The organism is Stenotrophomonas sp. SMYL8, from assembly GCF_036320065.1.
GTDB lineage: Bacteria > Pseudomonadota > Gammaproteobacteria > Xanthomonadales > Xanthomonadaceae > Stenotrophomonas > Stenotrophomonas maltophilia_A.
On sequence record NZ_JAWIRR010000001.1, the window covers coordinates 290,993 to 316,882 of the forward strand.

Genomic DNA, 25,890 nt, shown 5'->3' on the forward strand with positions numbered 1-25,890 from the left:
CCCCCCCCCCCCCCCCCCCCGCGCCGCCCCCCCCCCCCCCCCCCCCCCCCCCCCGGGGGGGGGCCCCCCCGCCCCCGGCACTACCGGGCAAGGCTCAGCGCGCGCGCTGCCGCCACTGCTCGCGCGACTGGCCCCAGATCTGCATCGGCTTGTCGTTGTACGGCGCTGGCAACTCCCCCATCCGCAGCAGCGTGCTGCCGAGCTTGCGCGCCACGGCCCGCGAGTTGTCGTTGTTCTCGGCGATGGTGTGGATCACTTCGTCCCAGCCCAGCGTGTCGAACGCCCAATCGATTGCTGCAACCGCCGCTTCCGGCGCATAGCCCCGGCCCCAGCTGGCATGACGGATGCCCCAGCCGACCTCGGTACCGGGCCAGTCCTGCGGTTGCCAGGGCCCCATCCGCCCGATCCAGTCACCGCTGGATTTCTCGATCACGCTGAACATCGAGAAGCCAAACAGCTGCCAGGCGCCAGCCAGGCTGCAGAAGCCACGCCAGGCCACCGAAGGCGGCTGCACGCCACCGAGGGTGCGCATCGTTTCCTCATCGGCGCAGAACGCCAGATACGGTTCGTAGTCCTCGCGCAGCAGCGGGCGCAGGATCAGGCGCTCGGTTTCGATGCGCAGGTCGAAGATGCTCATGCCGGCTCCATGTCGAAGGAAGCGTCCATGATGGTGGATTCGCGCCCCGCGCGGATGAATTTCGCCGGCTGCAACGAAACGGGCCGGCATAAGCCGGCCCGTCAGGTACTGCATGCGGCGTCTGGATTACTGGCGCGTGCTGGCCGCCGTGGCACCGGCAGCAGCGGTCTGCGTGACCAGCTGGCCATCGACCACCGGCAGGCGATCGCTGGCCGGCTTGTTGTCCATGCGCACCGTCTTCTCGGCGCCGTCATAGCGGTAGGTCACGTTGTACCCCTTCACCACGTCGTTGGTACCCATGGCAATGCGGTTGCCCGGCTTGCTGGCCATGCGCATGGTGCCGGTGGTGCCGTCCTCGTTGCGGTAGGTCACGTTGTAGCCGGTGACGCGGCTCGACTCGGAGGTCGCGGTCTCGGTGTGGCACTGGCGCTCGGTGCGGTTGACCACGCGGCCACCCACATGGCGCTTGTCGATCTGGTTGCCGATGAAGCCACCGGCCACCGCGCCGGCCGCAGTGGCGGCCTTCTTGCCATTGCCGCCGCCGACCTGGTTGCCCAGCAGGCCACCCACCACAGCACCGACCACGGTACCGCCGACGTTGCCGTCACGTTCCGGCAGTCGCTCCTGCACCGTCACGTCCTGGCAGACTTCATGCGGGGTCTGGGTGGTGGAGGTCTCGCGCACCGCATCGGTGCCGATCACGGTGGCGTAGGCCTTCTGCTTCTCGGTGATCGGGTCGACCTTCAGCACATCGGCATATTCCAGCCCACGCGGTGCGGTCGGGTCGAGAGTGTCACCACGCGCGCCATCGTCGGTGGCGTTGCCATCGACCAGGCGCGATTCACCATTGGGGGTTCCGGCGCTGATGGAATCGGGCGATTTGTCGCCACTCTTCATGAAGGCGGCAGTGGCGATGCCACCGACCAGCAGCGCGCCCGCTGCGACCAGGACAGTTGTAGTTGTGCTTTTCATGACCTGCTCCTTGCGGACCATCCGCAACGTTCTCGAACCAGATTGCAGCATGCGCTGCCTGAACGGGATCTCCACATTTCCTGCTCATTCCCGTAACCCATTCAGCATCGGGAAATGCTGGGCCCGTGGTAGCGTTTGCATATTCCCCAGGAGGACCCCCGCCATGGCCAACCCGATGCTGCTGCCGGTACTGCAATGGGCGCGCCGGCTGCGCTACCCCACCCTGTTCAAGCTCACCGCGGGCCTGTTCGCGCTGACCCTGTTCATCCCGGACCCGATTCCGTTCGTCGATGAGCTGGTGCTCGGCTTCGGCACCCTGCTGCTGGCCAACTGGAAGCGCCGCAACGCCACCACGCCTCCGCCGCTGGAGCAGCATTGAGCCTGCTGGTCGACAGCCATTGCCATCTGGACGCCAGCGAGTTCGACCGCGACCGAGCCGCGGTGGTCGAGCGTGCGCAGGCCGCTGGCGTGCACCAGCAGGTGGTGCCGGCGGTGACCGCAGCCAGCTGGCCGAAGCTGCGCGAGGTCTGCCAGCAGGCGCCGCGGCTGTACCCAGCCTACGGCCTGCATCCGATGTTCCTGGCCGAGCACCAGCCTGGGCACCTGCCGCTGCTGCGCGAGTGGATCGAACGCGAACGCCCCTGCGCGATCGGCGAATGTGGTCTGGACTTTTTCGTTGAAGGCCTGGATGCCGAGGCGCAACAGGCATATTTCATCGGTCAGCTGGAACTGGCCCGTGAGTTCGAGCTGCCGGTGATCGTGCATGCACGGCGCGCGGTGGATGCGGTGATCGCCGCGATCCGTCGCGTCGGCGGCCTGCGCGGCGTGGTGCACAGCTTTTCCGGCAGTCCAGAACAGGCAGCGCAACTGCACAGGCAGGGCTTCCTGCTCGGGCTCGGCGGCCCGTTGACCTACGAACGCGCGCAACGCCTGCAGCGGCTGGTGCGCGAGATGCCGCTGGAACAGCTGCTGCTGGAGACCGACGCTCCGGACCAGCCTGACGCCGGCATCCGCGGCCAGCGCAACGAACCGGCACGGCTGGCGATCATCGCCCGCCACGTGGCGGCGCTACGCGGGATGGAGCTGGACGCGGTGGCCCAGGCCACGACGGAGAACGCGCGGCGGCTGTTCGCGCTGCCCGCAATGCAACGGTAGGTGCCGGCCGCTGGCCGGCATCTGCGCTGATTCAATCATTCCGGAGTTGCCGGCCAGCGGCCGGCACTACCATCACGCGTCAGCGTGATCCTCGACCATTTCGGCCTTCACCTTCTTCGGCTCCAGCAGCATTTCCAGCGCCTTGCCGACCGCCGCGAACGCGAACGCACCGGTGATGTGGGTCGCCGCACCCAGGCCCGCGCCGCAGTCCAGCTTCAGTGCCGCATCAGCGCCCAGGTTCGGGCGGATGCCACAGACGCTGCCATCGGCCTGCGGGTACTTCACATTCTCCAGCGAATACACCGCCGGCACGCCGAAGTAGCGCTTGGCATTCTTCGGGAAGTTGAACTCGCTGCGCAGCTTCTTGCGGATCAACGCCAGTATGGCGTCGTGCTCGGTGCGCGAGACATCGCGGATGCGCACAAGGGTGGGATCGGTACGGCCACCGGCGGCACCCACGGTCAGCAGCGGCAGCTTGCGGCGGCGGCACCAGGCAATCGTCTCGACCTTGACCCGGAAGCTGTCGCAGGCATCGATCACCAGATAAAAGCCACGGTCCAGCAGTTCGGCCATGTTCGACACCGTCAGGAACGCCTGTACGGCATCGACCTCGATGTCCGGGTTGATCGCGCGGCAGCGTTCGGCCATCGCCTCGGCTTTGTTGCGGCCGTAGTTGCCTTCCATCGCCGGCAGTTGCCGGTTGGTGTTGGACACGCAGATGTCATCGGCATCGATCAGGGTCAGGTGACCCACCGCCGAACGGGCCAATGCCTCCACCACCCACGAGCCAACGCCACCCATGCCCACCACCGCCACGCGGCTGCCCTGCAGGCGCTCGAGCGCGCCCACGCCATACAGCCGTTCGATGCCGGCGAAGCGTTGTTTGACCTGTTCGTTCATCCGGCTATTTTAACGTGCAGGCGCCAGCGCCTGCAGCGCGCCGGCATCGAACCCACCGTTGCACGTCCGGAGAGCCCGCCATGAACGCCAGCCCGCCCCGCCGCCCGTCCACCGCCTACCGCTATCTGTTCGTGCTCGGCCTGGGCCTGTTGATCGGCCTGATCGCCACGGTGATGGTCGGCCGCGCCCTGCAGGCCCGCCGCGATCCGTTCCCGGACAGCCTGATGCAGGTGATGCAACGGCAATCACAGCTGCTGCAGCAGGCCCAGCAGCAGAACCGCTGCAGCCTGGCCGACAGCGTGCCGCGGTTGCAGGCGATGCGCCTGCTGTCCAACGACCTGGACCTGGCCTTTCCCGGGCTGAAGGACAGCGCGCAGTTCCAGCAACATGCCAGCCAGCTGCGCGGCAACCTCAACGCCGCTCTGGCTGCGCCGCCCAGCAACTGCACGGCCCTGGCCCAGGTGGTGGAAACGGTGCAGGCCGACTGCCGCGCCTGCCACCAGGACTTCCGCTGAGCCGCATTCATCCTGCAGCCGGACAAGGCCTGCGCGGTTGGCGCCTTGTTCACGTTCAAAAGGGGACGATTCGTCCACCCTGCTGCATGACGCAGTACCACCCCAGACACCCGCCTTCACGGCCAGGAGACGCCCCATGAAGATCCAGCTCATCGCCGCCAGCGCCATCGCTACCCTTGCCCTGGCTGGCTGTGCCACCTCGCCCGGCTACGGCGGTGGTGGTTACAACAACGGCTACAACAATGGCGGCTACGGCAACAATGGTGGCTACAACCAGGGCCGCTGCGCCGACTGCGGCATCGTGACCCGCATCAACACCGTGCAGTCCGGCCGTACCGCGCCCAGCGCGACCGGCGCGATCCTGGGCGGCATCGTCGGCGCCGTGGCCGGCCACGAGATCTCCGACCACACCGGCGGCAGCCGTGGCAACAAGAACATCGCCGCCGCTGCAGGCGCGGTCGGTGGCGCACTGGCCGGCAACCAGATCCAGAAGAACGTGACCAGCGACACCTACGACATCAGCGTGCGCATGGACGATGGCCGCACCATCGTGGTCAACCAGCGCGACCTCGGCGGCATCCGCGAGAACACCTACGTGCGCGTAGTCAACGGCAAGGTCATCCTGCGCTGACCTGCATCGGGCCGATGGCAAAGAAAAGGCCCGCTTGCGCGGGCCTTTTCATTTGACGGTATGCAGCGCGATCAGGTCGGCTGAACGGCGTCGGCCTGCAGGCCCTTCTGGCCCTGCACGACGGTGAAGGTGACCTTCTGGCCTTCCTTCAGGCTCTTGAAGCCCTGGGTCTGGATGGCACGGAAGTGCACGAACACGTCTTCGCCGTTTTCACGGCTGATGAAGCCGAAGCCCTTTGCATCGTTGAACCACTTGACGGTACCGGTCTCGCGATCAGACATCTCACTAACTCCCTGGTGACTCTCTCTTGTTGTAGGAAACGCCTGGTGGGCGGCTGACAAGCAAGGGGGAAGCGAGGTGCATCGATGCAGCGGATCGGGAAGATCTTGCTTCATCAGGCCACGATCCACGGTGACCTTGCCAAGCTCAGCGACTGCAACTTAACCCGCCCAAAACGAAAAATCAACTGGCAAAATCTTTCACTGTCAACCCCAAAACGACCACCATACGGGACAGCATGGGACTCTCATTCATCTTATATCTGCTAGCGGTCATTTTTGTCCTCGTCGGCATCGCCGGAATCATCCTTCCGGCCCTCCCCGGCATCCCGCTGGTGTTCATCGGACTGCTGCTGGCTGCGTGGGCCGACGGCTTCGCCCACGTCGGCTGGCCGACCCTGGTCGCGCTGGGCGTACTGACCCTGCTCTCGCTGCTGGTGGACGTGCTGGCCACAGTGGTGGGTGCGCAGCGGGTCGGTGCCAGCCGCAAGGCGCTGTGGGGCACGTTCGTCGGCAGCATCGTCGGGCTGTTCTTCATGCCGATCGGTCTCTTTGCCGGGCCCCTGATCGGCGCCCTCGCCGGCGAGTACTGGCACACCCGTGAACTGGGCCGCTCGACCAAGGTGGGTCTGGCCACCTGGCTCGGCATCCTGCTCGGCCTGGCGCTGAAACTGGCTGTGGTGATCGCGATGCTGGGCCTGTTCGCCTTCGCCTGGTTCCTGTAAGCCGCACCGTCTTCACGCCGCGCGCACGCGGTGGCCGTGCATAAACCGTGGGGGCTGGCCGCGATGCGGTACAGCCGCCACACTGTGCGATTCCCGTATTCACCGAAGGGCCTGCTGGAATGACCCTCCCCCCGCTGCTTCCCCGCCTTGCGCCGCTGGCGCTGGCCCTGGCCAGTGCCCCATTGGCCGCGCAGGAATTCGTGCCCAGCACCGATACCTCGCCCGCGGCGTGTGCCGCCATCACCACTGACGCGGCGCGCCTGGCCTGCTATGACCGCCTGTTCGCGCATACGCCGCAGGCCACGGCCGCCGCCGATGCCGCTGCCGAGGCGGCCGCGCAGGCCCGTCGCGAAGAACGCCAGACCGCACGCGTGAGCCAGGGCGAAGAGAAACTGCGCGAGCGGGTCAGCGACCTGTTCCGCCCCGCTGCGCCGGACAGCGCGCTGGCCAATGCCGGCCGCGGTTCGCTGCTGGACAGCCGCTGGGAACTGGCCGAGGACTCCAAGCTCGGCCCATTCCAGCTGCGTGCCTACAAGCCGGTGTACCTGCTGCCGGCGTTCTGGACCAGCGACCGCAACACCACGCCGCATTCGCCGAACCCGGCCAACACGGTCACCACGCCGCAGGTGCTGGACAGCGCCGAACTGAAGTTCCAGATCAGCTTCAAGACCAAGATCGCCGAGAACCTGTTCGGCGACAACGGCGACATCTGGGCCGGCTATACCCAGAGCTCGCGCTGGCAGGCCTACAACGGCGAGGATTCGCGCCCGTTCCGCGAAACCAATTACGAGCCGGAAGTGATGATGGTGTTCCGCAACGGCTACTCGATCGGTGGCTGGCGCGGCCGCATGACCGGCATCGCGCTGAACCACCAGTCCAACGGCCGCGCCGATCCGCTGTCGCGCAGCTGGAACCGGGTCATGCTCAACATCGGCCTGGACCGCGAGAACTGGGCGCTGGTGCTGCGGCCGTGGTACCGCATTCCCGAGACCCGCAGCGACGACAACAATCCGGACATCGAGGACTACATGGGCCGCGGTGATGCGACCCTGACCTGGAACCGCAACGGCCACGAAGTCTCGTTGATGGCACGCCATTCGCTGCGTACCGGCAGCCGCTCACACGGTGCCCTGCAGCTGGATTACGGCTTCCCGATCAGCAACCTGCTGCGCGGCCACGTGCAGATCTTCGACGGCTACGGCGAAAGCCTGATCGACTACAACCACAAAGCCACCTACGTGGGCGTGGGCGTGTCGCTGCTGGAGTGGTTCTGATGGACGTGACGATCTGGCACAACCCGGCCTGCAGCAATTCGCGCGGCGCACTGAAGCTGATCCGCGATGCCGGCTTCGAGCCGGAGGTGATCGAGTACCTCGGCAATCCACCCGATGTGGCCACACTGCGCCAGGTGCTGGCCGAATCCGGATTGAGCGCACGTGATCTGGTGCGCAGCAAGGAAGCGCAGTTCACCGAACTGGGCCTGGAAGAGGCCGACGATGCCACGCTGCTGGCCGCGATGGCCGAACACCCGCGCCTGATCAACCGCCCCGTGGTACGCACGCCCAAGGGCACACGGCTGTGCCGTCCACCGGAAACGGTGCTGGAGATCCTGTAACGGAAAAGGGGACGGAGGGGATTAAGTCGGTTGTGCACAAACGACTTAATCCCCTCCGGGCCCGGTTGGGTGTAGCGCCCGGCGGGGCTGGCCGCGCGGCGGTATACCTCGGCGAACGCCGGGCGCGCCTTCATCGACGTGGCATGCACCTTGAGCGCCGGCCAGGTGTCGCTGGGCTTCGGCATGTTGCGCGACCAGCGCATCAGCATCACCAGCATGTAGTCGACCACGCAGGGCGTGGTGCCCAGCAGGTAGGGGCCATGCGCCTGCAGGTGCGTGGCGACCTGCTGCCAGGCCGCCTCAAGGCGCTGACGGGCCATCTCGCGGCTCGCTTCGATATTTGCCTCGCCCGCCATTTCATGCGGATAGAACCAAGCACGATAGGCCGGCTGCAGCGTATTGGCACACCAGAACATCCAGCGGTAGGCATCGGCGCGCTGCGGCGTGCCCAGTGCGGGCAGCAGGTTGGCCTCCGGATGGCGGTCAGCCAGATACAGTGCGATCGCCGCCGCTTCGGTCAGTACCAAGCCATCGATCAGCAGCGTCGGCACCACACCGGCCGGATTCAGCGCCAGATACTCCGCCGACTTGTGCTCGCGCGTGTCGAAATCCAGCAGTACCAGTTCGTGCTCGATACCCAGCTCGATCAGCAGCCAGTGCACCACTAGGGCGGCGGTACTGGTCGAACCATACAGCGTGGTGCTCATGCGGCGGATCCTGTGCGGGTGGATCCGCCGATTATGCACCCGCGCGCGCGGTCGCTGCTCAGCCGCAGATGCTCATGCAGGAATCCCGGCGTTCGCCACAGGACATCATCGGCGCGCGCATCGTGCAGTCATGCGCCTTCAGTTCGCAGGCACGGCGCAGGTCCGGGTTGTCCACATCCTTGCAGCGCTTGTCCGGCGCCGGCACCACCTGCTGCTCGCAATTGCTCTGGCGGCTGCCGAGGGAGTCATTCTGCGCCATGCAGCTGCGATAGCCGGCCTGGCACTGCACGCGGCATTGCGCTGATGCGGGGAAATCCGCGCCTTCGTACGACGCCGGGGTACTGCAGCCGGCCAGGGCCAGCAGGAACACAGCCGCGAGGGATCGATGCAGGCGCATGGGCACATCCAGTGCAGGGGTGTGCCGACCCTAGCAGACTACGGTTACTCGTGCAGGCAGCGACGCGCGCCCCCGAATCAGTACACGGGAATGCCGGTGTCGGTGCGGACTTCATTCACGGTGCCGCCGCAGGAGAGCAGGCACTGGGCGTACGGAGCACTGCATGAAGGAAGCGCCGGGGAACCGCAGTAGGTGCCGGCGCCGTTGCCCCCTTCACAGTTGTGCCGCTGCTTGTCGTCGGCGATACCACTGCAACGACTGATGATCCGGCTCTTCTCGCTTTCGCAGCTGCGCTGATCCGACTCCGCGTGGACGCGGTTATGGAAGTCGCACGTCGCCTTCTGGCTCTCGCAGACCGACGCGCAGATCCTCCCCGCTTCGTGGGTTGGCGGTTCGACGAAATAACGTGGCCCGCAGGCACTGCATGCCAGCGCAGCGACCAGCAACACGAAAACACGCGACCACTGCAGCACGATGGACTCCCTTCCAATACGTCAGACAGCGCACGTTAGCAGAGCACACCATCCACGGGCAGGCTGCATACAACAACGGCGCCACACGGGCGCCGTTGTCTGGACCGGAACGGGAGGAATTACTCCACCACCACCGGAATCTTGCCGATGCGGGCCTGCCACTCGCGCGGGCCGGTCTTGTGCACCGATTCGCCGGTGGAATCCACCGCCACGGTCACCGGCATGTCCTGCACGGTGAACTCGTAGATCGCCTCCATGCCCAGGTCGGCGAAACCAACCACCTTCGCCGCCTTGATCGCCTTGGACACCAGGTAGGCCGAACCACCAACGGCCATCAGGTAGGCCGACTTGTTGTCACGGATCGCCTCGATGGCCGCCGGGCCGCGCTCGGCCTTGCCGACCATGCCCAGCAGGCCGGTCTGTTCAAGCACCTGACGGGTGAACTTGTCCATGCGGGTCGCCGTGGTCGGACCAGCCGGGCCCACCACTTCGTCGCGCACCGGATCGACCGGGCCGACGTAGTAGATGAAGCGCCCCTTCAGATCGACCGGCAGTTCCTCGCCCTTGTTGAGCATGTCGACCATGCGCTTGTGCGCGGCGTCGCGGCCGGTCAGCAGCTTGCCGTTGAGCAGCAGGGTCTGGCCCGGCTTCCAGCTGGCCACATCTTCCGGGGTGATCGTATCCAGGTCCACGCGGGTGCCCTTGGACGAATCGTAGGTCAACGTCGGCCAGTCCTCCAGCGACGGCGGATCCAGCATCACCGGGCCGCTGCCATCGAGGGTGAAGTGCGCATGGCGGGTGGCCGCACAGTTCGGGATCATCGCCACCGGCAGGTTGGCCGCATGGGTCGGGTAATCGTTGATCTTGATGTCGAGCACGGTGGTCAGGCCACCCAGGCCCTGTGCGCCGATGCCCAGCGCGTTGACCTTCTCGTACAGCTCCAGGCGCAGCTCTTCGATGCGGTTGGAGGCACCACGGGCCTGCAGCTCGGTGATGTCGATCGGCTCCATCAGTGCCTCCTTGGCCAGCAGCATCGCCTTTTCAGCGGTACCGCCGATGCCGATGCCGAGCATGCCCGGCGGGCACCAGCCGGCGCCCATGGTCGGCACGGTCTTCAACACCCAGTCGACGATGGAGTCGGATGGGTTGAGCATGGCGAACTTGGTCTTGGCTTCCGAACCACCGCCCTTGGCGGCGACGATCACGTCGACCGTGTTGCCCGGCACCACCTTGACGTTGACCACGCCGGGGGTGTTGTCCTTGGTATTGATGCGCTTGCCGGCCGGATCGGCCAGCACCGAGGCGCGCAGCTTGTTGTCCGGGTGCATGTAGGCGCGGCGCACGCCTTCATTGGCCATGTCTTCCACGCCCATGGTGGCGTCGTCCCAGCGCACGTCCATGCCGATTTCCAGGAACACGGTGACGATGCCGGTGTCCTGGCAGATCGGACGGTGGCCTTCGGCGCACATCCGCGAATTGATCAGGATCTGGGCCATCGCCTCCTTCGCGGCCGGCGACTCCTCGCGCTCATAGGCGGCGGCAAGGTTCTTGATGTAGTCGACCGGGTGGTAGTACGAGATGTACTGCAGCGCGTCGGCGATGGACTGGATGAGGTCTTCCTGCTTGATCGATGTCACGACTTGCTCGCTTGCTGGAGGCTGGCGGGGGTAATCCGCCCATTTTACCCCCTCTGCCACCGGGGGTGCCGTTGTACATTCGTGTCACGTCCCTGCCCGCCGCGGCGTCCTTGCCCATATGAACGCCGAAACCGCCTTCCAGACCCACCGTCCGCGCCTGATGGCCCTGGCCTACCGCCTGCTCGGCAGCCGCGCCGACGCCGAGGATGTGGTCCAGGACGCCTGGCTGCGCTGGTCGGGCGCCGACCCGGCCAGCATCCGCGACGCCGAGGCCTGGCTGGTCACCGCCACCACCCGGCTCGGCCTGGACCGGCTGCGCGCGGCCAAGCGCGAGCGCGTGCACTACGTCGGGCCGTGGCTGGCTGAACCGCTGGCGGTCACGCTGGAGCCGGATCCGGCGCCTGGCCCGGCCCAGCTGCATGCGTTTGCCGATGATGTTTCGGTGGCCTTCCTGACCCTGCTTGAGCAGCTCGGCCCCGAAGAGCGCGCTGCGTTCCTGCTGAAGGAGGCCTTTGATCACGATTACCGCGAGATCGCCGACCTGATCGGCCACAGCGAGGCCAACTGCCGGCAGCTGGTGCACCGCGCGCGGCAACGCCTGCAGGCCGGGCGACCGCGCTTCAATGCCGACCCCAGCCAGCACCGGCAGCTGCTGGCGCGCTTCATGGACGCCTCCCAGCGCGGCGACAGCGAGGCGATCCAGGCCCTGCTGCACGCCAACGCACTGCTGGTTTCCGACGGCGGCGGCGTGGTCACCGCAGCGGTGCGCCCGCTGCTGGGCGCCGAACGCATCGGCCGCCTGTTCTGGGCCATCGCGCGCCGCGGCCTGGGCCACACCGCGCAGATGGGCTGGGTCAATGGCGAGCCGGCGATCCTGCGCTTCCTCGGCGACCGCCTGCATTCGATCACCACCATCGAAGTGGTCGATGGCCGCATCGCCAACGTGTACAGCGTGTTGAATCCGGAAAAGTTGCCGGACGTTGTCACGCGCGGTGACGGCACGGCGTCCTTGTAATGAAAGGCGGCCATCGTGGCCGCCGTGGAGCCGAAAATGTTCGACCACGCCTCTCCCCGCGTCCCTTACACCCGCCTGGCCGCCGAAGCCTTCAAGGGCCTGCTGGCCACCAGCCAGGCGGTGCATGACAGCTCGATCGATCCGACCCTGATGGAACTGGTGTTCCTGCGCGTGTCGCAGCTCAACGGCTGCGGCTACTGCATGGACATGCACGGCACGGCGCTGCGCAAGGGCGGCATCGAGCCGCGCAAGCTCGATACCCTGCCCGCCTGGCACGAAAGCCGTTTCTTCGATGCACGCGAGCGTGCGGCGCTGGGCTGGGCCGAGGCACTGACCCGGCTGACCGACGGTGCACCGTCACAGGCGGCGTTCGATGCACTGGCACCGCACTTCGATGAGAAGGGCATCAGCGACCTGAGCATGGGCATCGCGGTGATCAATGCCTGGAACCGGCTGGGCGCCGGGCTGCTGCCGCCGCTGCCCTGAGCGCTTCGTTGACAGTGCCTGGACCGCCGGGCACTGTACCTGCCCCGCAGGAAGCATCCGAACGTCATGGCCGACGAAGCCCCCGACACGCCCAGCAAGGAGGCGCTGAAGGCGCTGACCCAGTACCGGGAGCGGGACACCGCGCCGCCCGAACTCCTGTCGACGCTTGAACGGCATGGACTGTTGTGGCCCGTCGAACATCCGGGCCATGAGGCCCTCCAGGTGCGGATGTTCGCCGCCTATGCCCGCGCCGACCGCCAGCATGTGGCAGACAACTTCATCCTCGGCGTGCAGGAGAACCGCAGCGACCTGCGCGCCGGGCTGTCGGCGTATGCGTTCATGGTGCACTTCCCCAGGCATCAGGAGCAGCCACACCCCAGCCTCGCCTGTGCGGTCTGCGGCCAGGTCCGCGAAGGCAGATTCGACCCGACCAGCTGGGCGCGCGTCCGCCACAACATCGGGGTCGTGCTCGGCGGAAGCGTAAACGCCATCACCTTCCTGTTGGAACAACACAATCTGACGCCCAGACGGGCGCCCGGCGACATGAGCACACTGGTGGCACTGCTGCGGCTGCTGCACCACGAGAGCGACGCCAAGGACACCCCGTCGACCATCGTCAAACGCGTGCGCGCGCTGCCGGGCCTGAAACTGTCCGTCGAGCAGGCGCGTCACCTGCTGGATGCCCTGGGCCATGCCGGGCTGCTGCAGACCCCCGAGCATCCCGGCCTGGCGCAACGCTTCACCCGGGTCGGTCTGGCACCGCGCACGTCGCGCTCTTCGGACTGGAGCTATCCGGTCGATTTCTGGAAAGGCGCCTACGGCATCGACAGCGGGGCCCTGCGCTTCTGGTTCGCTCACCATCCTGCGCTGCTGGCTGCACTGGACTGAGCGCGCAGGCGGCGCCGACGCGCTGCCCTGCCGGCGCATGGCAGGCATGCGCCCCGTTCATGCCTCCGCCACGCGCAGGGCGCGCACAATACGCACATGCCTGCTACCCCCACCGCTGGCGCTGCCGCCGCGAAGAAACCCAGCCTGCGCCAGCGCTTCAGGGCGATGCGCAACCTGCCACCGTTCCTGCGCATGGTCTGGAAGACCAGCCCCGCGCTCACCCTGGCCAGCCTTGGCCTGCGCCTGATCCGTGCGCTGCTGCCGGTGGCGATGCTCTACGTCGGCAAGCTGATCATCGACAGCGCCCTGCACCTGAGCCAGCACGACGCTGGCTTCCCGCCGCTGGGCGAAGCACTGTCCAGCGGCATACTGAATCCGCTGCTGGGCCTGCTGGCGCTGGAATTCGGCCTGGCCATCGCCTCGGATCTGCTCGGCCGGCTGGTCAGCTACGCCGATGCCCTGCTCTCGGAACTGTTCGCCAACGTCACCAGCATCCGGTTGATGGAACACGCGGCAACGCTGGATCTGGAGGACTTCGAGGACCCGGACCTGCAGGACAAGCTGGACCGTGCGCGACGCCAGACCATGGGCCGGATGAACCTGATGAGCCAGTTGTTCGGCCAGGTGCAGGACGCGATCACCGTGGCCAGCCTCGCCATCGGCCTGCTGGTCTACGCGCCGTGGCTGATCCTCCTGCTGGCGCTGGCACTGGTGCCGGCCTTCGTCGGCGAATCGCACTTCAACGCGGCCGGCTACAGCCTCAACTTCCAGTGGACGCCCGAGCGCCGCCAGCTCGACTACCTGCGCCAGCTCGGTGCCAGCGTGGAAACGGCCAAGGAAGTGAAGATCTACAACCTGCACCGCTTCCTGGTGAAGCGCTATCGCAGGTTGTCTGTAGCACTCTTCCAGGCCAACCGCGCCCTGGCCCGGCGCCGCGCGTTCTGGGGCACGCTGCTGGCCGCACTGGGCACACTGGGCTACTACACAGCGTACGCCTACATCGCCTGGCGCACGGTGCGCGGCGACTTTTCGATCGGCGACCTGACCTTCCTCGCCGGCAGCTTCCTGCGCCTGCGCCAGCTGCTGGAGGGCCTGTTGATCGGGTTCTCGCAGGTGGCCAGTCAGGCGCTGTACCTGGATGACCTGTTCTCGTTCTTCCAGATCCAGCCGGAAATCCACTCGCGTGAAGGTGCGGTGCGCGTGCCGCAGCCGATCCGGCAGGGCTTCGTGTTCGAGAACGTCGGCTTCCGCTACCCGGATGCCGAGCAATGGGCGGTGCGCCACCTTGATTTCCAGCTGCAGGCTGGCGAAGTACTGGCGCTGGTCGGTGAGAACGGCGCCGGCAAGACCACGCTGGTGAAGCTGCTGGCACGGCTGTACGAACCGGACGAGGGCCGCATCCTGCTCGATGGGCGCGACCTGCGCGACTACGACCTGGACGACCTGCGCGCCAACCTCGGGGTGATCTTCCAGGACTTCGTGCGCTACAACCTCAGCGCCGGCGAAAACATCGGCGTCGGCCAGGTCGAGGCGATGGACGACCAGGCACGCATCGCCGACGCCGCGCGGCGCGGCATGGCCGAGGAAGTGATCGACGACCTGCCCGGCGGCTACAACCAGCTGATCGGTCGCCGCTTCAAGCAGGGCGTGGACCTGTCCGGTGGCCAATGGCAGAAGATCGCCATCGCCCGTGCATGGATGCGCAATGCGCAGGTGATGATCCTGGATGAGCCAACGGCGGCGCTGGATGCGCGAAGTGAGTTCGAGGTGTTCCAGCGGTTCAGGGAACTGGCGGATAATCGCACCGCAGTGCTGATTTCCCACCGTTTTTCCTCGGTACGCATGGCCGATCGCATCCTGGTGCTGGCCGATGGCCGGATCGAGGCCAGCGGCACCCATGAAGAGCTGATGGTCCAGGGCGGCCGCTACGCCGAGCTGTTCGAGCTGCAGGCGGCCGGCTACCGCTGAGAACGCCTCTCGTTCCGCCTAATGAGAACCTGTCTCATTTGAGATAGAATCACCCCGACGACTTTCGATAGATACGCCCATGTCCTCCGCTTTTGGCGCCGAAACGGTGCTTGAGGTCCGTCATTGGACCGATGCCTACTTCAGCTTCACCCTCACCCGCGACAGCGGTTTCCGCTTCGAGAACGGCCAGTTCGTGATGATCGGCCTGGAAACCGAGGCGCGGCCGCTGCTGCGCGCGTATTCCATCGCCAGCGCCAACTGGGAAGAGCATCTGGAGTTCTTCAGCATCAAGGTGCAGGACGGCCCGCTGACCTCGCGCCTGCAGCACATCAAGCCGGGTGACAAGGTGCTGGTCGGCAAGAAGCCCACCGGCACCCTGCTGATCAGCGATCTGCACCCCGGCAAGAACCTGTACCTGCTGGGCACCGGCACCGGCATGGCGCCGTGGCTGTCGGTCATCAAGGACCCGGAAACCTACGAGCGCTTCGAGAAGGTGATCCTCTGCCACGGCGTGCGCTACGAGAAGGACCTGGCCTACCGCGATTACTTCGAGAAGGAACTGCGTGAGCATGAATTCCTCGGCGAGATGATCGGCGACAAGCTGCTGTACTACCCGGCCGTCACCCGCGAGCCGTTCGCCAACCAGGGCCGCCTGACCCAGCTGATGGAAAGCGGCGAGATGCAGCGCACCCTCGGCCTGCCGGAGCTGAGCCCGGAGAACGACCGCGCGATGATCTGCGGCAGCCCGCAGATGCTGGCCGACCTGCGCAGCGTGCTCGATGCCCGTGGCTTCCAGGTCTCGCCGCGTATCGGCCAGCCGGGCCACTACGTGTTCGAGCGCGCGTTCGTCGAGAAATAAGCAAAAAAGGGGACGGAGGGGATTAAGTCGTTTGTGCACAAACGACTTAATCCCCTCCGTCCCCTTTTCGGGTTCATCTCACAGCAGCGCTTCGATCTCGCCGCGCAGCTGCTCCGGCCTGGTGGTGGGCGCATGCCGCGACACCACCTGCCCCTGGCGGTCGACCAGGAACTTGCTGAAATTCCACTTGATGCGGGCGCTACCCAGCAGGCCGCGCTTTTCGCGTGACAACCATGCCCACAACGGATCAGCCCCGTCGCCGTTGACCTCGATCTTCTCCGACAGCGGGAAGCTGACCGGGTAGTCCAGCGAACAGAACTGGCGGATCTGCGCGGCGTCGCCGGGCTCCTGTGCACCGAACTGGTTGCATGGGAACCCGATCACCACCAGGCCACGCTCGCGATACTGCTGCCACAGCTGTTCCAGCCCGGTGTACTGCGGGGTGAAGCCACAGCGGCTGGCGACATTGACCAGCAGCATCGGGTGCCCCTGGTACCGGGCCAGGGCCTGCGGCTGGCCGTCGAGGTCGCGGAAGCTGAAGTCGTAGGCAGTGGTCATGGCAGTGGGCCGTGGGCGGTGAATGCATGGTACCCGCGCCCGGCCCCGGCAACATGCCTTTTGACACAAGTGCGGGCGCCGCCGGCCGGGTTACCCTCGGGCCCTTGTTTGCCTTACCGGAGTTCCTACCTTGACCACTCGCCTTGCCCTTGCCGTGGCCATGTCCCTCGGCCTTGCCCTGCCCGCCTTCTCGGCCGGCGCCGCCACCCCGGCTGCCACCACCCATGCCCAGCAGGCCAATCCGTTCTTCGCCGAAAGCCCGCTGCCGCTGCACTTCCCGCAGTTCGACAAGATCAAGGACAGCGACTTCGCCCCGGCCTTCGACGCCGGCATGGCGCAGCAGCTGAAGGAAGTGGAGGCGATCGCCAACAACAAGGCCAAGCCGACCTTCGACAACACCATCATCGCCCTGGAAAAGAGCGGTGACATCCTCGACCGTGCGACCACCGTGTTCTTCAGCCTGGTCGGCGCCGACACCAACGACACCCGCAAGAAGCTGCAGGCTGATTACTCGGCGAAGTTCGCCGCGCACAGCGATGCGATCGCGCTGAACGGCAAGCTGTTCGCCCGCATCCAGGCGTTGTATGACACCCGCAGCCAGCTGGGCCTGGACGCCGAAGGCGTGCGCCTGGTCGAGAAGTACTACGACAACTACGTGCGCGCAGGCGCCAAGCTGTCCGACGCCGACAAGGCCAAGCTGAAGGAGATGAACGCCGAGCTGGCCAACCTGGGTACCAAGTTCAGCCAGAACGTGCAGTCGGAGGTGAACGCTTCGGCGATCACCGTCGACGACGTCAAGGAACTGGACGGCCTGTCCAAGGAGCAGATCGCCGCCGCCGCCGAAGCCGCCAAGGCCCGCGGCCAGGACGGCAAGTACGTGATCACCCTGCTCAACACCACCGGCCAGCCGCCGCTGACCAACCTGGCCAACCGCGCCCTGCGCCAGAAGATCTACGAAGCATCGGTGAGCCGCGGCAGCCGCGGCGGTGAGTTCGACAACACCGCGCTGGTCTCGCGCATCATGCAGCTGCGCGCCGACAAGGCCAAGCTGATGGGCTTCCCGAACTTTGCCGCCTACAACCTGACCAACCAGACCGCCAAGACCCCCGAAGCGGTCAACGCGATGCTGGGCAAGCTGGCCCCGGCCGCGGTGGCCAACGCCAAGCGTGAAGCCGCCGACCTGCAGGCGATGATCGACCAGGAACAGAAGGCCGCTGGCAAGCCGACGTTCAAGCTGGAACCGTGGGACTGGGCCTTCTACAGCGAGAAGGTGCGCCAGGCCAAGTACAACTTCGACGAGTCGCAGCTGAAGCCGTACTTCGAAATGAAGAACGTGCTGGAGAACGGCGTGTTCTACGCCGCGGGCCAGGAATTCGGCCTGACCTTCAAGCAGCGCACCGACCTGCCGGTCTACCACGATGACGTCACCGTCTACGACGTGTTCGACGCCGACGGCAGCCAGCTGGCGATCTTCATCTTCGACCCGTATGCACGCGCCTCCAAGCGCGGTGGCGCGTGGATGAACTCCTACGTCTCGCAGTCCAAGCTGACCGGCTTCAAGCCGGTGGTCGCCAATCACCTGAACATTCCGAAGCCGCCGGCCGGCCAGCCGACCCTGCTGACCTGGGACGAGGTGAACACCACGTTCCACGAGTTCGGCCACGCCCTGCACGGCATGTTCTCCAACGTGAAGTACCCGTACTTCTCGGGCACCTCGGTGCCGCGTGACTTCGTCGAGTTCCCCTCGCAGGTCAACGAAATGTGGTCGGACAACCCGGTCATCCTGAAGAACTACGCCAAGCACTACCAGAATGGTTCGGCGATGCCGCAGGCGCTGCTGGACAAGGTGCTGGCCGCGGCCAAGTTCAACCAGGGCTTTGCCACCACCGAGTACCTGGGTGCGGCGATGCTGGACCAGCGCTGGCACCAGATCGGCGCCGACCAGGTGCCTGCAGCCAAGGACGTGATGGCCTTCGAGCGCGCCGCGCTGGAAAAGGACGGCATCTACTACGCGCCGGTCCCGCCGCGCTACAAGACCCCGTACTTCAGCCACATCATGGGCGGCTACTCGGCCGGCTACTACGCCTACATCTGGTCGGAAGTGCTCGACGCCAACACCCAGAAGTGGTTCAAGGACAACGGCGGCCTGAGCCGCAAGAACGGCGACCACTTCCGCGCCACCCTGCTGTCCAAGGGCGGCAGCGTGGATGCCATGCAGCTGTTCCGCGATTTCGCCGGCCACGAGCCGCAGATCGAACCGCTGCTGGAAAAGCGTGGCCTGACCGGCGCCGGCAACTGATCGCCCGCGCGGTAGCCTGAAACGAAAACCGCCCGGGAGACCGGGCGGTTTTTTGTTGGGGCATCCACGCATGGCGTGGATCTACTGGAGTGCGTCATGTGTGGATCGATGATGCCGGGGTTCGTGGCGCGAATGGATCGTGCTGACCAACGGTCGGCACCCACCAGTAGATCCACGCCATGCGTGGATGCTCTCCGGTCACCGCCGAAACAGTCGCTCCCACCACCGCCCTTTCGGCGTACCGGGCGTGGCAGCGGCAGTCGATGCGATATCCGGGTGCGCTGCCACGAACTCCGCCAGCTGTGTCGCCGCGGCCTCCGCGTACAGCATCGCGCCATCCGGCGCGCAGTTCAGCAGATTGCTCAAGCTGGTCGATGCATTGAGATCCATCGGGTTCGGCTCGACCACCTCGCTGGCCTCCAGCAGTCCACAGCCCTTGGCGATGGCATCATCGACAACACGCCAGAAAACGACCAGGCGTCCATCGGAGAACAGCTCCTCCAGGCGCGCAGCCAGTGCGCTGTCCACTGCATAATCAGCGCGTAACTGCTTCAGCCGGGCATGCGTGATGAACACGCCACCACCATAGTTTTCCCGTAGATGGTTGCCGGCGGCAGCATCTGCCCACTGCAACGGCACCAGTTGCCGCCAGTCCGCGAAATAGCGGGCGACCACCGGATCGTCGATGAAAAACGAAAGGGCGCTCCCGCGGAGATAGTGATACCGCCGAAGGTGGCCGGCCACCATCGCCAGGTACAGAGCGTGCCCCTTCTCGAAAGGCACTTCTGCGCTGATCGAGCGAGCCTCCTCGATGCGCTCCTGCAGCTGCTCCATGTAGAACGGCTCGATCTGGAACCGCTGCTGCAGCTCGGCGACCAGCGCGCCATCCTCCAGCGCACGGAAATAGATGTCACGGATCTCGGATTCCGCAATCGGATGATAGGTGATGTCCCAACCCATGCTGCGATGCCTTCAGTGAAGCGGTGATGCCGCTGGTCGACAAGTCTAGCGCCCACGTCACCCCAGCCAGGCACAGCGCCGACAACGCTCGCGCATGACGTTAAGCGATGTCGCTTCTTCCACGACCCGCACCATCGGTCGCGCAGGGCAGAAGTGCAGCCTCAACGTGGCGCCACGTACCCACCCGGCACGCCTTCCGGCGACAGCACCAGCTGCCACAGCTGCGCGTGCCGGCAACGGAAGGTGGCCATCGACCCGGCCAGGTAGAAGCGCCACATGCGCCGGAAGTGCTCGTCGTAGCGCGCATCCAGCCGCGGCCACGCCGCTTCCACGTTGCGCCGCCAGGCCTGCAGGGTCAGGTCGTAATCGGTACCGAAGTTGTGCCAGTCCTCCAGCACGAAGCGGCCCTCGAACGCCTTGGTGATCTGCACCGCCGATGGCAGCATCGAGTTGGGAAAGATGTAGCGCGCGATCCACGGATCGGTACGATGCCGCGAGATGTTGGTGCCGATGCTGTGCAGCAGCAGCAGGCCGCGCGGTGACAGGCAACGCCTGGCCACCTCGAAGAAGCTGGCGTAGTTCTTGTCGCCGACGTGCTCGAACATGCCGATCGAGAAGATCGCATCGAACGGCTCGTGCAGTTCGCGGTAGTCCTGCAGGCGGATCTCGATCGGCAGGCCGGCGCACAGTTCGCGGGCGAACTCGGCCTGCTCCTGCGAAATGGTCACGCCGACGCCACTGACACCGTAGCGCTCGGCGGCAAACTTCAGGGCTTCGCCCCAGCCACAGCCGATGTCCAGCACACGCTGCCCCGGGCGCAGGCCCAGCTTGCGGCAGACCAGGTCAAGCTTGGCTTCCTGCGCGGCGTCGAGATCGCCGGCATTGCGCCAGTAGCCACAGCTATAGACCAGGCGCTGGCCCAGCATGGCCTGGTAGAGATCATTGCCGAGGTCGTAGTGGCGGCGGCCCACCTCGTAGCTGCCCTGTCCCACCTGCAGGTTGAACAGGCGCGCCTTCAGTGCATCGGCCACTTCGCGCCAACCGTGCACCCGTTCGTCCAGGTGCGCCTGCATCAGGTGAACAAGGAATTCATCCAGGACGTTGGCATCCCACCAACCGTCCATGTAGCTCTCGCCGAGGCCAAGCGAGCCGTGCGCCATGACCCGCGCGAAGAAGCGCGGATCATGAACCTGGATATCCTGTGGCTGGGTACCGCCGATGCGGACCCCGGCTTCCTGCAGCAGGCCGGCGACCCGCTCCTGCAACCCTGTATCCACGCCACCTCCTCGACTGCGGTCAACCGCGTGCGAACAGCTCCACGTAGTCCTTGGCCACGTGCGGCAACAGCACCGCCGCCGGTACATCGGCGGTCTGGGTGCCGTCCGAGTATGGACCCACCTGGTACGGCGGGAAAACAAAGCGCAGCGCGGTGATCTGCCCCTTGTCGTCGGTCAGCGGCTGGAACTGGCTGAAATTGTCGGCCTGCGGGCCGGTGCCGTCGGCAATCATGCGCGATGCGTTGCGCAGCGATTCCTGCAGCTGGGCCGGATCCATGTCCTCACCGCTGAGGCGGGTCGCCACGCGTTCACGCAGCTGGTCGGCGACGAAATCGCTGATCGCCTTCCAGCCCTTGGCATCGGCCACCAGCTTTTCGGCGCTGAGCATCTGCTGATGCTGCGGCAGCCACACGAATCGGGCCACCAGCGGTTCGCCATGGGCGCCACCGGTGTAGCGGCTGCCATCGGCACTGACCACTACCAGCTGCGGGGTTTCCAGCAGCTTCTCGAAGCTCAGCGACAGCTCGTACGGCATGGTCGGCTTGTCATTGCCCAGCCCGTCCAGCGCCTGTTGCAGGTCACTGCGCGCACTCGTCGCATAGCTCTGCAGCGCGCGGGCCAGGCCCGGGTAGCGGTCGATGCCGGCCGGGTAGCTGATACCCACCACTTCGCGTTCGTTGTTCTCGATCACGTCGCGCAGGTCCAGCGGCGCTTCCGTGACCGGCGTTTCGCCTGCGGCGGTGGCTTCGGCGGCGGGCGCCGCGTCGGTCGCCGGTGCCGGCTCGCTTTCACGCTGGCAACCGGCCAGCAACAGCACGCCCACCACGCCGGCCAGCACGCTGCCGTGCAATGGCCGGTTGTTTCCAATCTTCATCGGGATCCCCTGTTCATGTTTGTACATCATCGCCTGCCATGGCTGAAGCGTGGCCCGCTGGCATTCAGCCAACGAGCAGGTCGTGGTACTCCTCATGCCGCTGCAGGAAGGCCTCGGCGTAGGAACACGCCGGCACCACCTTGTACTTCTGCTCACGGGCAAAACGCAGCGCCACACGGGTCAGCTCACCGGCGATGCCTCGGCCGGCAATCGGCTCGGGCACCTCGGTATGCGTGATGACCATGCGCCTGCGTTTGATCTGGTAGTCCAGCACCGCCAGCTGTCCGCGCACACGGGCGGTGAAGCGATGGTTGGCCAGGTCGTGTTCGACCTCGTAGGCCAGACCGGGGGGCGTGACCGAAGCCATGGAACTGTCTCCTGCGGCGACTGCGTGGATGGTGCGCAGCCGGGCGCCATGATCGCGTGAAGCCTGAACAGGGGCAAGTCCGTTCCATTCACGTCAGTTTGCGACCCTCAAGCTGGAGCGCTGGCGGCCGCTATCGCCTGTGGAGGGGTACGGCCAGGCTGGCACGGCCCTTGCGACCGTTGATCATGCGCACCACCGCGGAGGCTCCGATGCACCCCAGCGATTCCCATTCAGATACCGACCGCGCCCTGCTGGAGGGCCTGCTGCAACTGGCCGTGGAGGGGCAGACCCAGGACCAGGATTTCCAGCGCATCGGCGAAGAAGTGTTCGCCCGCCTGCTGGATACCTACGGTCAGCAGCCCACGCTCTGAAACAGCGGGGGCGGATCGCTGCCGATCCGCCCCGCTCCCGTCATCAACCCCCGCCGAGGCGGAAGGTCGGGTTGGAGAGTTCGCGCAGGAAGTGAGTGAAGATGCTCGGCTGCATGGCCAGCATGAAGATCACGCCGAACGCCGCGCCCGCCAGGTGCGCGCTGTGGTTGATGCGGTCACCGCCGCGCTTGTCCATCCAGATGCTGTAGCCGACGTAGAACGCGGCGTAGACGATGGCCGGCGCCGGGATGAAGAACACCAGGATGATCGACCACGGCTTGATCAGGATGAAGGCGAACAGCACCGCCGACACCGCACCGGACGCACCCAGGCTGAGGTAGTTCGGGTTCTTCTGGTTCTTCAGGTAGCTGGGCAGGATCGAGACCAGCAGCGCACCGATGTAGAACGCCGGGTAGGTCAGGTAGCTGCCGGTCAGCTGCACCATCACGCTCTCGATGAATCCCCCGAAGAAGAACAGGGTGATCATGTTGAAGATCAGGTGCGACCAGTCGGCGTGGATGAAGCCATAGGTCACCAGCCGGTCGTACTGGCGGTGACGGTCGATGGCCGGCGGCCACAGGATCAGGCGGTCGGCCAGCTTGCGGTTGTTGAACGCCATCCACGACAGGATGGCGGTGATGGCGATCAACAGCAGATTGACGGGGGTCATGTCAGGCTCAGGCGCTACGGTAGTTGTCGACCATACGATAGCGTTTCGCGTACCAACCGAAGGCCAACGCCGCGACGAAGGCGAAACCGGCGAAGAAGAACATCAGGAACGCCGCCTCGCTCAGGCCAGTACTGGCGATCTTGTGGGTCACCGCATCGTTGCGCACCGCCGCGTTGGACAGCAGCACCCACAGGTTGCCGATGGTGGTGGTCAGGTTCCAGAAGCTCATCACCACGCCCTTCATCGCCTGCGGCGCCTGGCTGTAGGCGAACTCCAGGCCGGTGGCCGAGACCAGCACCTCACCGAAGGTCAGCAGCGCATACGGCAGCATCTGCCAGAAGATCGACATGGCGTTGCCCCCGTCCATCACCACCTGGATGCCGCCGACCACGATCCAGGCCAGACCGCTGAAGGCGATGCCGGCGGTCATGCGGCGCAGCGCGGTCGGCTCGAAGCCGAAGCGGCGCAGGGCCGGGTACAGCACCAGGTTGTTGAACGGAATCAGGATCATCACCAGCAGCGGGTTCAGTGCCTGCATCTGCGAGGCGGTGAACCAGCTCGGCATCTGCATCTGCTGGCCCTGCAGGACCCAGGTCGAGGCCTTCTGGTCGAACAGCGAGAAGAACGGCGTGGTCAACGCGAAGATCACCAGCACCCGCAGCACCGAGCGCACGCCTTCGACGGCTTCGGCCGGATGCTGGCCACGGGCGCGATCGAGCTGCAGCCAGGTGCCACCGCCGATACCGGCCAGGATCGATACCAGCGCCAGGCACAGGCAGATGACAATGCCCAACGAGCCAACCAGGCCGAACGAGGCCACTGCCAGCACCAGGCCGAGCACGGCGATCACCAGGCCCGGACGGCCCTGGCCGGCCACGCGCGTGGTCAGTGCGGTACGCACCACGTTGGCGAACGAATGCGGATCCTTCGGCGGCAGCGGCACCAGCACGTAGCGCTTGCGGCCCAGCCAGAACACGAAGGTGGCGATGAACATCAGGATGCCCGGGATGCCGAACGCCCACTGCGGGCCCCAGTTCTTCAGCACCAGCGGGATCAGCAGCGAGGCGAACAGCGAGCCGAAGTTGATGATCCAGTAGAAGGCGTCGAAGACGATCTTGGCCAGGTGCTTGTTGCTCTGGTCGAACTGGTCGCCCATGAACGAGGCCACCAGCGGCTTGATGCCACCGGCACCGAGCGCGATCAGGCCCAGGCCGAGGAAGAAGCCCTCGCGGCTGTTCTCGAACAGCGCCAGGCACAGGTGGCCGGCACAGTAGACCAGGCTGAACCAGAGGATGGTGTGGTACTTGCCGAAGAACCTGTCGGCCAGCCAGCCTCCGAGCAGCGGGAAGAAATAAACGCCGATCATGAAGCTGTGCATGATGTCCTTGGCTTCACCGGCACGGCCTTCCGCCGTGATTTCCTGCAGCAGCAGCGAGGTGATCAGGAACTGCACCAGGATGTTGCGCATCCCGTAGAAACTGAACCGTTCGCAGGCCTCATTGCCGATGATGTACGGAATCTGGCGCGGCATCTTTCCTTGGCCGGCGATGGGGGCGACTGCGTCGTGGCTCATCCTGTAAGGCATTCCTGCAAAGCGAAAGGCGCAAGGTTACCGGAACCAGGGCTTGCGAAGCACGCTGCAGGGCTGCATGACAACGGTGCCAATCCATGGCAGGCAATGTTGGCCGTGCCGGAAGTCACGGCACCTGCACGACAAAAGCGTAAACTTATCGTTATGCGCCCCCTCGCCCACGCCCGCCTCCTGCTCAGCTGTCTTGCGCTGTTGCTGGCGTTGCAGGCCCAGGCGCGGCCGCAGGCGCCGGCGTCCGCCACTGGCGGGGACGAGCCCCGGCAGCTGACCGTGGCCGCGCTGGAACTGCCCAGCCGCGATGACACGCAATGGAAACAGCGCCGCGAGCAGGTCGCGCAGCTGCTGACCGACCTGCAGCCGGACGTGATCTCGGTGCAGCAGGTGCTGCAGCAACAGGGCCGCAACCCGGCCTGCTGGCTGGCCAGCCGGCTGCGCTACAGCTGCGACTTCGTTACCGCCGATCCGCCCAGCCAGCCGCTGCGGCATGGCAACGCGATGCTGACCCGGCTGCCGGTCAGCGAAGACGGGGTCACCCTGCTGCACCCACCCGGCACTTTCAGCGCCGCCGGCATGATGCGGCTGAAGCTGGGCGAGGCGTTGGTCAACATCTATGTGGCGCGACTGCGCCCGGACCTGGACGAGGCCACCGCCCGCCAGCATCAGACCAGCGATCTGATGACCTGGATCGGCGCCACCGCCGAGGGCATGCCCAGCCTGATCGCCGGTGATTTCTCCGCCAACACGGTGGAACTGGTGCGCAGCACGCCCGGCTTCCAGCCGGCCCGGCGCAATCCCGGCGGCCGCGCCGAAGCGCCGGCGGCCAGTGGGGGTGGCAGCAGCGGCCACGGCCTGGATGTGCTGTTCCAGGTCAAGCACTTCGGCGGCATCCGCCAGCAGCCGATCCTGCTGCCGGCCGACGGCGACCTGCCCGGCCTGCGCCTGGGCGTGATGGCGACGCTGCGACTGCAGGGCGATACGGCCACGACCGAATAGGTAGTGCCGGGCGCGGGGCGGGGCCGCCGGGGGCCCCCCCGTGCCGGGCCCCCGCCCGGCCGACCACACGGG

At 66.1% G+C, this 25,890-nt stretch carries 29 protein-coding genes and 1 pseudogene; 15 read left to right on the forward strand and 15 right to left on the reverse strand.

Features of this window, described 5'->3' with window-relative positions; translation table 11 throughout:
- Positions 1-94: 94 nt before the first annotated feature.
- Complete coding sequence (locus tag V3B25_RS01460; RefSeq protein WP_049460564.1) at positions 95-637, reverse strand: GNAT family N-acetyltransferase; 543 nt, start codon at positions 635-637, stop codon at positions 95-97.
- Positions 638-763: 126 nt separating this feature from the next.
- Entirely contained in the window at positions 764-1,609 is an 846-nt protein-coding gene (locus tag V3B25_RS01465) for a glycine zipper 2TM domain-containing protein (protein WP_032129667.1), read from the reverse strand.
- Positions 1,610-1,772: 163 nt separating this feature from the next.
- On the opposite strand from V3B25_RS01465, the gene V3B25_RS01470 reads away from it, so the two are divergent.
- Positions 1,773-1,988 carry a DUF6116 family protein gene (locus V3B25_RS01470; RefSeq protein ID WP_032129638.1) on the forward strand — a complete coding sequence of 72 codons (216 nt, stop codon included), beginning with the start codon at positions 1,773-1,775 and terminating at the stop codon, positions 1,986-1,988.
- The gene (locus V3B25_RS01475; RefSeq protein ID WP_154264007.1) at positions 1,985-2,764 is read left to right on the forward strand and encodes a TatD family hydrolase; all 780 of its coding nucleotides are present in this window, start codon (positions 1,985-1,987) and stop codon (positions 2,762-2,764) included. The genes V3B25_RS01470 and V3B25_RS01475 overlap by 4 nt, the downstream gene beginning before the upstream one ends.
- Before the next feature lie 72 nt (positions 2,765-2,836).
- Here the strand turns inward: V3B25_RS01475 and V3B25_RS01480 are convergent, their stop codons facing one another.
- A complete protein-coding gene (locus V3B25_RS01480; RefSeq protein WP_329809882.1) occupies positions 2,837-3,664 on the reverse strand; it encodes a tRNA threonylcarbamoyladenosine dehydratase in 828 nt (275 codons plus the stop codon).
- An 80-nt stretch (positions 3,665-3,744) separates the two neighbouring features.
- Between V3B25_RS01480 and V3B25_RS01485 the strand changes: the two genes are divergently transcribed.
- Complete coding sequence (locus V3B25_RS01485; RefSeq protein ID WP_032129641.1) at positions 3,745-4,179, forward strand: cytochrome c; 435 nt, start codon at positions 3,745-3,747, stop codon at positions 4,177-4,179.
- Positions 4,180-4,315: 136 nt separating this feature from the next.
- Positions 4,316-4,810, forward strand: a complete 495-nt coding sequence (locus tag V3B25_RS01490; protein ID WP_010486804.1) for a glycine zipper 2TM domain-containing protein — start codon at positions 4,316-4,318, stop codon at positions 4,808-4,810.
- 71 nt (positions 4,811-4,881) lie between these two features.
- On the opposite strand, the gene V3B25_RS01495 is transcribed toward V3B25_RS01490, so the two are convergent.
- On the reverse strand, positions 4,882-5,091 hold the full coding sequence (locus tag V3B25_RS01495; RefSeq protein WP_005410290.1) for a cold-shock protein: 210 nt from the start codon (positions 5,089-5,091) through the stop codon (positions 4,882-4,884).
- A gap of 236 nt (positions 5,092-5,327) precedes the next feature.
- On the opposite strand from V3B25_RS01495, the gene V3B25_RS01500 reads away from it, so the two are divergent.
- From V3B25_RS01500 to arsC, 3 genes are all read left to right on the forward strand, one after another.
- Positions 5,328-5,813, forward strand: a complete 486-nt coding sequence (locus V3B25_RS01500) for a DUF456 domain-containing protein (protein ID WP_049398758.1) — start codon at positions 5,328-5,330, stop codon at positions 5,811-5,813.
- A 119-nt stretch (positions 5,814-5,932) separates the two neighbouring features.
- A complete protein-coding gene (locus V3B25_RS01505) occupies positions 5,933-7,087 on the forward strand; it encodes a phospholipase A (protein WP_019337376.1) in 1,155 nt (384 codons plus the stop codon).
- Positions 7,087-7,428 carry an arsenate reductase (glutaredoxin) gene (gene arsC / locus V3B25_RS01510; RefSeq protein ID WP_329809883.1) on the forward strand — a complete coding sequence of 114 codons (342 nt, stop codon included), beginning with the start codon at positions 7,087-7,089 and terminating at the stop codon, positions 7,426-7,428. The genes V3B25_RS01505 and arsC overlap by 1 nt, the downstream gene beginning before the upstream one ends.
- Positions 7,429-7,523: 95 nt before the next feature.
- Here arsC and V3B25_RS01515 read toward each other — a convergent pair.
- The 4 genes and pseudogenes from V3B25_RS01515 to V3B25_RS01530 form a co-directional block, all read right to left on the reverse strand.
- Positions 7,524-8,135 (reverse strand): annotated as a pseudogene (locus V3B25_RS01515) (glutathione S-transferase family protein); the annotation flags it as partial.
- A 58-nt stretch (positions 8,136-8,193) separates the two neighbouring features.
- The gene (locus V3B25_RS01520) at positions 8,194-8,532 is read right to left on the reverse strand and encodes a hypothetical protein (RefSeq protein ID WP_121505096.1); all 339 of its coding nucleotides are present in this window, start codon (positions 8,530-8,532) and stop codon (positions 8,194-8,196) included.
- A gap of 77 nt (positions 8,533-8,609) precedes the next feature.
- A complete protein-coding gene (locus tag V3B25_RS01525; protein WP_329809884.1) occupies positions 8,610-9,005 on the reverse strand; it encodes a hypothetical protein in 396 nt (131 codons plus the stop codon).
- A 119-nt stretch (positions 9,006-9,124) separates the two neighbouring features.
- The gene (locus tag V3B25_RS01530; protein ID WP_100434984.1) at positions 9,125-10,642 is read right to left on the reverse strand and encodes a fumarate hydratase; all 1,518 of its coding nucleotides are present in this window, start codon (positions 10,640-10,642) and stop codon (positions 9,125-9,127) included.
- A gap of 118 nt (positions 10,643-10,760) precedes the next feature.
- On the opposite strand from V3B25_RS01530, the gene V3B25_RS01535 reads away from it, so the two are divergent.
- The 5 genes from V3B25_RS01535 to V3B25_RS01555 all read left to right on the forward strand — a co-directional run bounded on the left by V3B25_RS01535 (position 10,761) and on the right by V3B25_RS01555 (position 15,858).
- Complete coding sequence (locus V3B25_RS01535) at positions 10,761-11,657, forward strand: RNA polymerase sigma-70 factor (RefSeq protein WP_329809885.1); 897 nt, start codon at positions 10,761-10,763, stop codon at positions 11,655-11,657.
- 36 nt (positions 11,658-11,693) lie between these two features.
- Positions 11,694-12,143, forward strand: a complete 450-nt coding sequence (locus V3B25_RS01540; RefSeq protein WP_049421521.1) for a carboxymuconolactone decarboxylase family protein — start codon at positions 11,694-11,696, stop codon at positions 12,141-12,143.
- Between the two features lie 66 nt (positions 12,144-12,209).
- Positions 12,210-13,031 carry a hypothetical protein gene (locus tag V3B25_RS01545; protein ID WP_107433039.1) on the forward strand — a complete coding sequence of 274 codons (822 nt, stop codon included), beginning with the start codon at positions 12,210-12,212 and terminating at the stop codon, positions 13,029-13,031.
- Between the two features lie 96 nt (positions 13,032-13,127).
- Positions 13,128-14,999 carry an ABC transporter ATP-binding protein gene (locus V3B25_RS01550; RefSeq protein WP_329809886.1) on the forward strand — a complete coding sequence of 624 codons (1,872 nt, stop codon included), beginning with the start codon at positions 13,128-13,130 and terminating at the stop codon, positions 14,997-14,999.
- A 79-nt stretch (positions 15,000-15,078) separates the two neighbouring features.
- Entirely contained in the window at positions 15,079-15,858 is a 780-nt protein-coding gene (locus tag V3B25_RS01555) for a ferredoxin--NADP reductase (RefSeq protein ID WP_046984352.1), read from the forward strand.
- A 78-nt stretch (positions 15,859-15,936) separates the two neighbouring features.
- Here V3B25_RS01555 and V3B25_RS01560 read toward each other — a convergent pair whose 3' ends face one another.
- Complete coding sequence (locus tag V3B25_RS01560) at positions 15,937-16,416, reverse strand: glutathione peroxidase (RefSeq protein ID WP_329809887.1); 480 nt, start codon at positions 16,414-16,416, stop codon at positions 15,937-15,939.
- A gap of 130 nt (positions 16,417-16,546) precedes the next feature.
- On the opposite strand from V3B25_RS01560, the gene V3B25_RS01565 reads away from it, so the two are divergent.
- Positions 16,547-18,715, forward strand: coding sequence for a M3 family metallopeptidase (locus V3B25_RS01565; RefSeq protein WP_329809889.1), 2,169 nt, complete (start codon positions 16,547-16,549; stop codon positions 18,713-18,715).
- 198 nt (positions 18,716-18,913) lie between these two features.
- Here the strand turns inward: V3B25_RS01565 and V3B25_RS01570 are convergent, their stop codons facing one another.
- The 4 genes from V3B25_RS01570 to V3B25_RS01585 form a co-directional block, all read right to left on the reverse strand.
- A complete protein-coding gene (locus V3B25_RS01570; RefSeq protein WP_329809890.1) occupies positions 18,914-19,675 on the reverse strand; it encodes a hypothetical protein in 762 nt (253 codons plus the stop codon).
- Between the two features lie 161 nt (positions 19,676-19,836).
- Positions 19,837-20,952 (reverse strand): cyclopropane fatty acyl phospholipid synthase, encoded by a 1,116-nt coding sequence (cfa, locus tag V3B25_RS01575; RefSeq protein ID WP_049421515.1) that lies wholly within the window; start codon positions 20,950-20,952, stop codon positions 19,837-19,839.
- 19 nt (positions 20,953-20,971) lie between these two features.
- Positions 20,972-21,853, reverse strand: coding sequence for a DUF3298 and DUF4163 domain-containing protein (locus V3B25_RS01580; protein WP_049421528.1), 882 nt, complete (start codon positions 21,851-21,853; stop codon positions 20,972-20,974).
- Positions 21,854-21,890: 37 nt separating this feature from the next.
- Positions 21,891-22,193, reverse strand: coding sequence for a GNAT family N-acetyltransferase (locus V3B25_RS01585; protein ID WP_006455911.1), 303 nt, complete (start codon positions 22,191-22,193; stop codon positions 21,891-21,893).
- A gap of 209 nt (positions 22,194-22,402) precedes the next feature.
- On the opposite strand from V3B25_RS01585, the gene V3B25_RS01590 reads away from it, so the two are divergent.
- Positions 22,403-22,564: a hypothetical protein gene (locus V3B25_RS01590; protein ID WP_165929939.1), complete on the forward strand. Its 162-nt coding sequence runs from the start codon at positions 22,403-22,405 to the stop codon at positions 22,562-22,564.
- Between the two features lie 43 nt (positions 22,565-22,607).
- Here the strand turns inward: V3B25_RS01590 and V3B25_RS01595 are convergent, their stop codons facing one another.
- Both V3B25_RS01595 and V3B25_RS01600 read right to left on the reverse strand, forming a co-directional pair.
- Positions 22,608-23,234, reverse strand: a complete 627-nt coding sequence (locus V3B25_RS01595; RefSeq protein ID WP_010486760.1) for a rhomboid family intramembrane serine protease — start codon at positions 23,232-23,234, stop codon at positions 22,608-22,610.
- 7 nt (positions 23,235-23,241) lie between these two features.
- On the reverse strand, positions 23,242-24,807 hold the full coding sequence (locus V3B25_RS01600; RefSeq protein ID WP_032129657.1) for an oligopeptide:H+ symporter: 1,566 nt from the start codon (positions 24,805-24,807) through the stop codon (positions 23,242-23,244).
- A 162-nt stretch (positions 24,808-24,969) separates the two neighbouring features.
- Between V3B25_RS01600 and V3B25_RS01605 the strand changes: the two genes are divergently transcribed.
- Positions 24,970-25,818 carry an endonuclease/exonuclease/phosphatase family protein gene (locus tag V3B25_RS01605; protein ID WP_329809891.1) on the forward strand — a complete coding sequence of 283 codons (849 nt, stop codon included), beginning with the start codon at positions 24,970-24,972 and terminating at the stop codon, positions 25,816-25,818.
- The last annotated feature ends 72 nt before the right edge of the window (positions 25,819-25,890 follow it).

What these genes read in the sequence shown, in the direction of transcription:
- V3B25_RS01460 (WP_049460564.1), bottom strand. Translation starts at nt 637, where the DNA reads ATGAGCATCTTCGACCTGCGCATCGAAACCGAGCGCCTGATCCTGCGC.
- V3B25_RS01465 (WP_032129667.1), bottom strand. Translation starts at nt 1,609, where the DNA reads ATGAAAAGCACAACTACAACTGTCCTGGTCGCAGCGGGCGCGCTGCTG.
- V3B25_RS01470 (WP_032129638.1), top strand. Translation starts at nt 1,773, where the DNA reads ATGGCCAACCCGATGCTGCTGCCGGTACTGCAATGGGCGCGCCGGCTG.
- V3B25_RS01480 (WP_329809882.1), bottom strand. Translation starts at nt 3,664, where the DNA reads ATGAACGAACAGGTCAAACAACGCTTCGCCGGCATCGAACGGCTGTAT.
- V3B25_RS01485 (WP_032129641.1), top strand. Translation starts at nt 3,745, where the DNA reads ATGAACGCCAGCCCGCCCCGCCGCCCGTCCACCGCCTACCGCTATCTG.
- V3B25_RS01490 (WP_010486804.1), top strand. Translation starts at nt 4,316, where the DNA reads ATGAAGATCCAGCTCATCGCCGCCAGCGCCATCGCTACCCTTGCCCTG.
- V3B25_RS01495 (WP_005410290.1), bottom strand. Translation starts at nt 5,091, where the DNA reads ATGTCTGATCGCGAGACCGGTACCGTCAAGTGGTTCAACGATGCAAAG.
- V3B25_RS01500 (WP_049398758.1), top strand. Translation starts at nt 5,328, where the DNA reads ATGGGACTCTCATTCATCTTATATCTGCTAGCGGTCATTTTTGTCCTC.
- V3B25_RS01505 (WP_019337376.1), top strand. Translation starts at nt 5,933, where the DNA reads ATGACCCTCCCCCCGCTGCTTCCCCGCCTTGCGCCGCTGGCGCTGGCC.
- arsC (WP_329809883.1), top strand. Translation starts at nt 7,087, where the DNA reads ATGGACGTGACGATCTGGCACAACCCGGCCTGCAGCAATTCGCGCGGC.
- V3B25_RS01520 (WP_121505096.1), bottom strand. Translation starts at nt 8,532, where the DNA reads ATGCGCCTGCATCGATCCCTCGCGGCTGTGTTCCTGCTGGCCCTGGCC.
- V3B25_RS01535 (WP_329809885.1), top strand. Translation starts at nt 10,761, where the DNA reads ATGAACGCCGAAACCGCCTTCCAGACCCACCGTCCGCGCCTGATGGCC.
- V3B25_RS01540 (WP_049421521.1), top strand. Translation starts at nt 11,694, where the DNA reads ATGTTCGACCACGCCTCTCCCCGCGTCCCTTACACCCGCCTGGCCGCC.
- V3B25_RS01545 (WP_107433039.1), top strand. Translation starts at nt 12,210, where the DNA reads ATGGCCGACGAAGCCCCCGACACGCCCAGCAAGGAGGCGCTGAAGGCG.
- V3B25_RS01550 (WP_329809886.1), top strand. Translation starts at nt 13,128, where the DNA reads ATGCCTGCTACCCCCACCGCTGGCGCTGCCGCCGCGAAGAAACCCAGC.
- V3B25_RS01555 (WP_046984352.1), top strand. Translation starts at nt 15,079, where the DNA reads ATGTCCTCCGCTTTTGGCGCCGAAACGGTGCTTGAGGTCCGTCATTGG.
- V3B25_RS01560 (WP_329809887.1), bottom strand. Translation starts at nt 16,416, where the DNA reads ATGACCACTGCCTACGACTTCAGCTTCCGCGACCTCGACGGCCAGCCG.
- V3B25_RS01570 (WP_329809890.1), bottom strand. Translation starts at nt 19,675, where the DNA reads ATGGGTTGGGACATCACCTATCATCCGATTGCGGAATCCGAGATCCGT.
- V3B25_RS01580 (WP_049421528.1), bottom strand. Translation starts at nt 21,853, where the DNA reads ATGTACAAACATGAACAGGGGATCCCGATGAAGATTGGAAACAACCGG.
- V3B25_RS01585 (WP_006455911.1), bottom strand. Translation starts at nt 22,193, where the DNA reads ATGGCTTCGGTCACGCCCCCCGGTCTGGCCTACGAGGTCGAACACGAC.
- V3B25_RS01590 (WP_165929939.1), top strand. Translation starts at nt 22,403, where the DNA reads ATGCACCCCAGCGATTCCCATTCAGATACCGACCGCGCCCTGCTGGAG.
- V3B25_RS01595 (WP_010486760.1), bottom strand. Translation starts at nt 23,234, where the DNA reads ATGACCCCCGTCAATCTGCTGTTGATCGCCATCACCGCCATCCTGTCG.
- V3B25_RS01600 (WP_032129657.1), bottom strand. Translation starts at nt 24,807, where the DNA reads ATGAGCCACGACGCAGTCGCCCCCATCGCCGGCCAAGGAAAGATGCCG.
- V3B25_RS01605 (WP_329809891.1), top strand. Translation starts at nt 24,970, where the DNA reads ATGCGCCCCCTCGCCCACGCCCGCCTCCTGCTCAGCTGTCTTGCGCTG.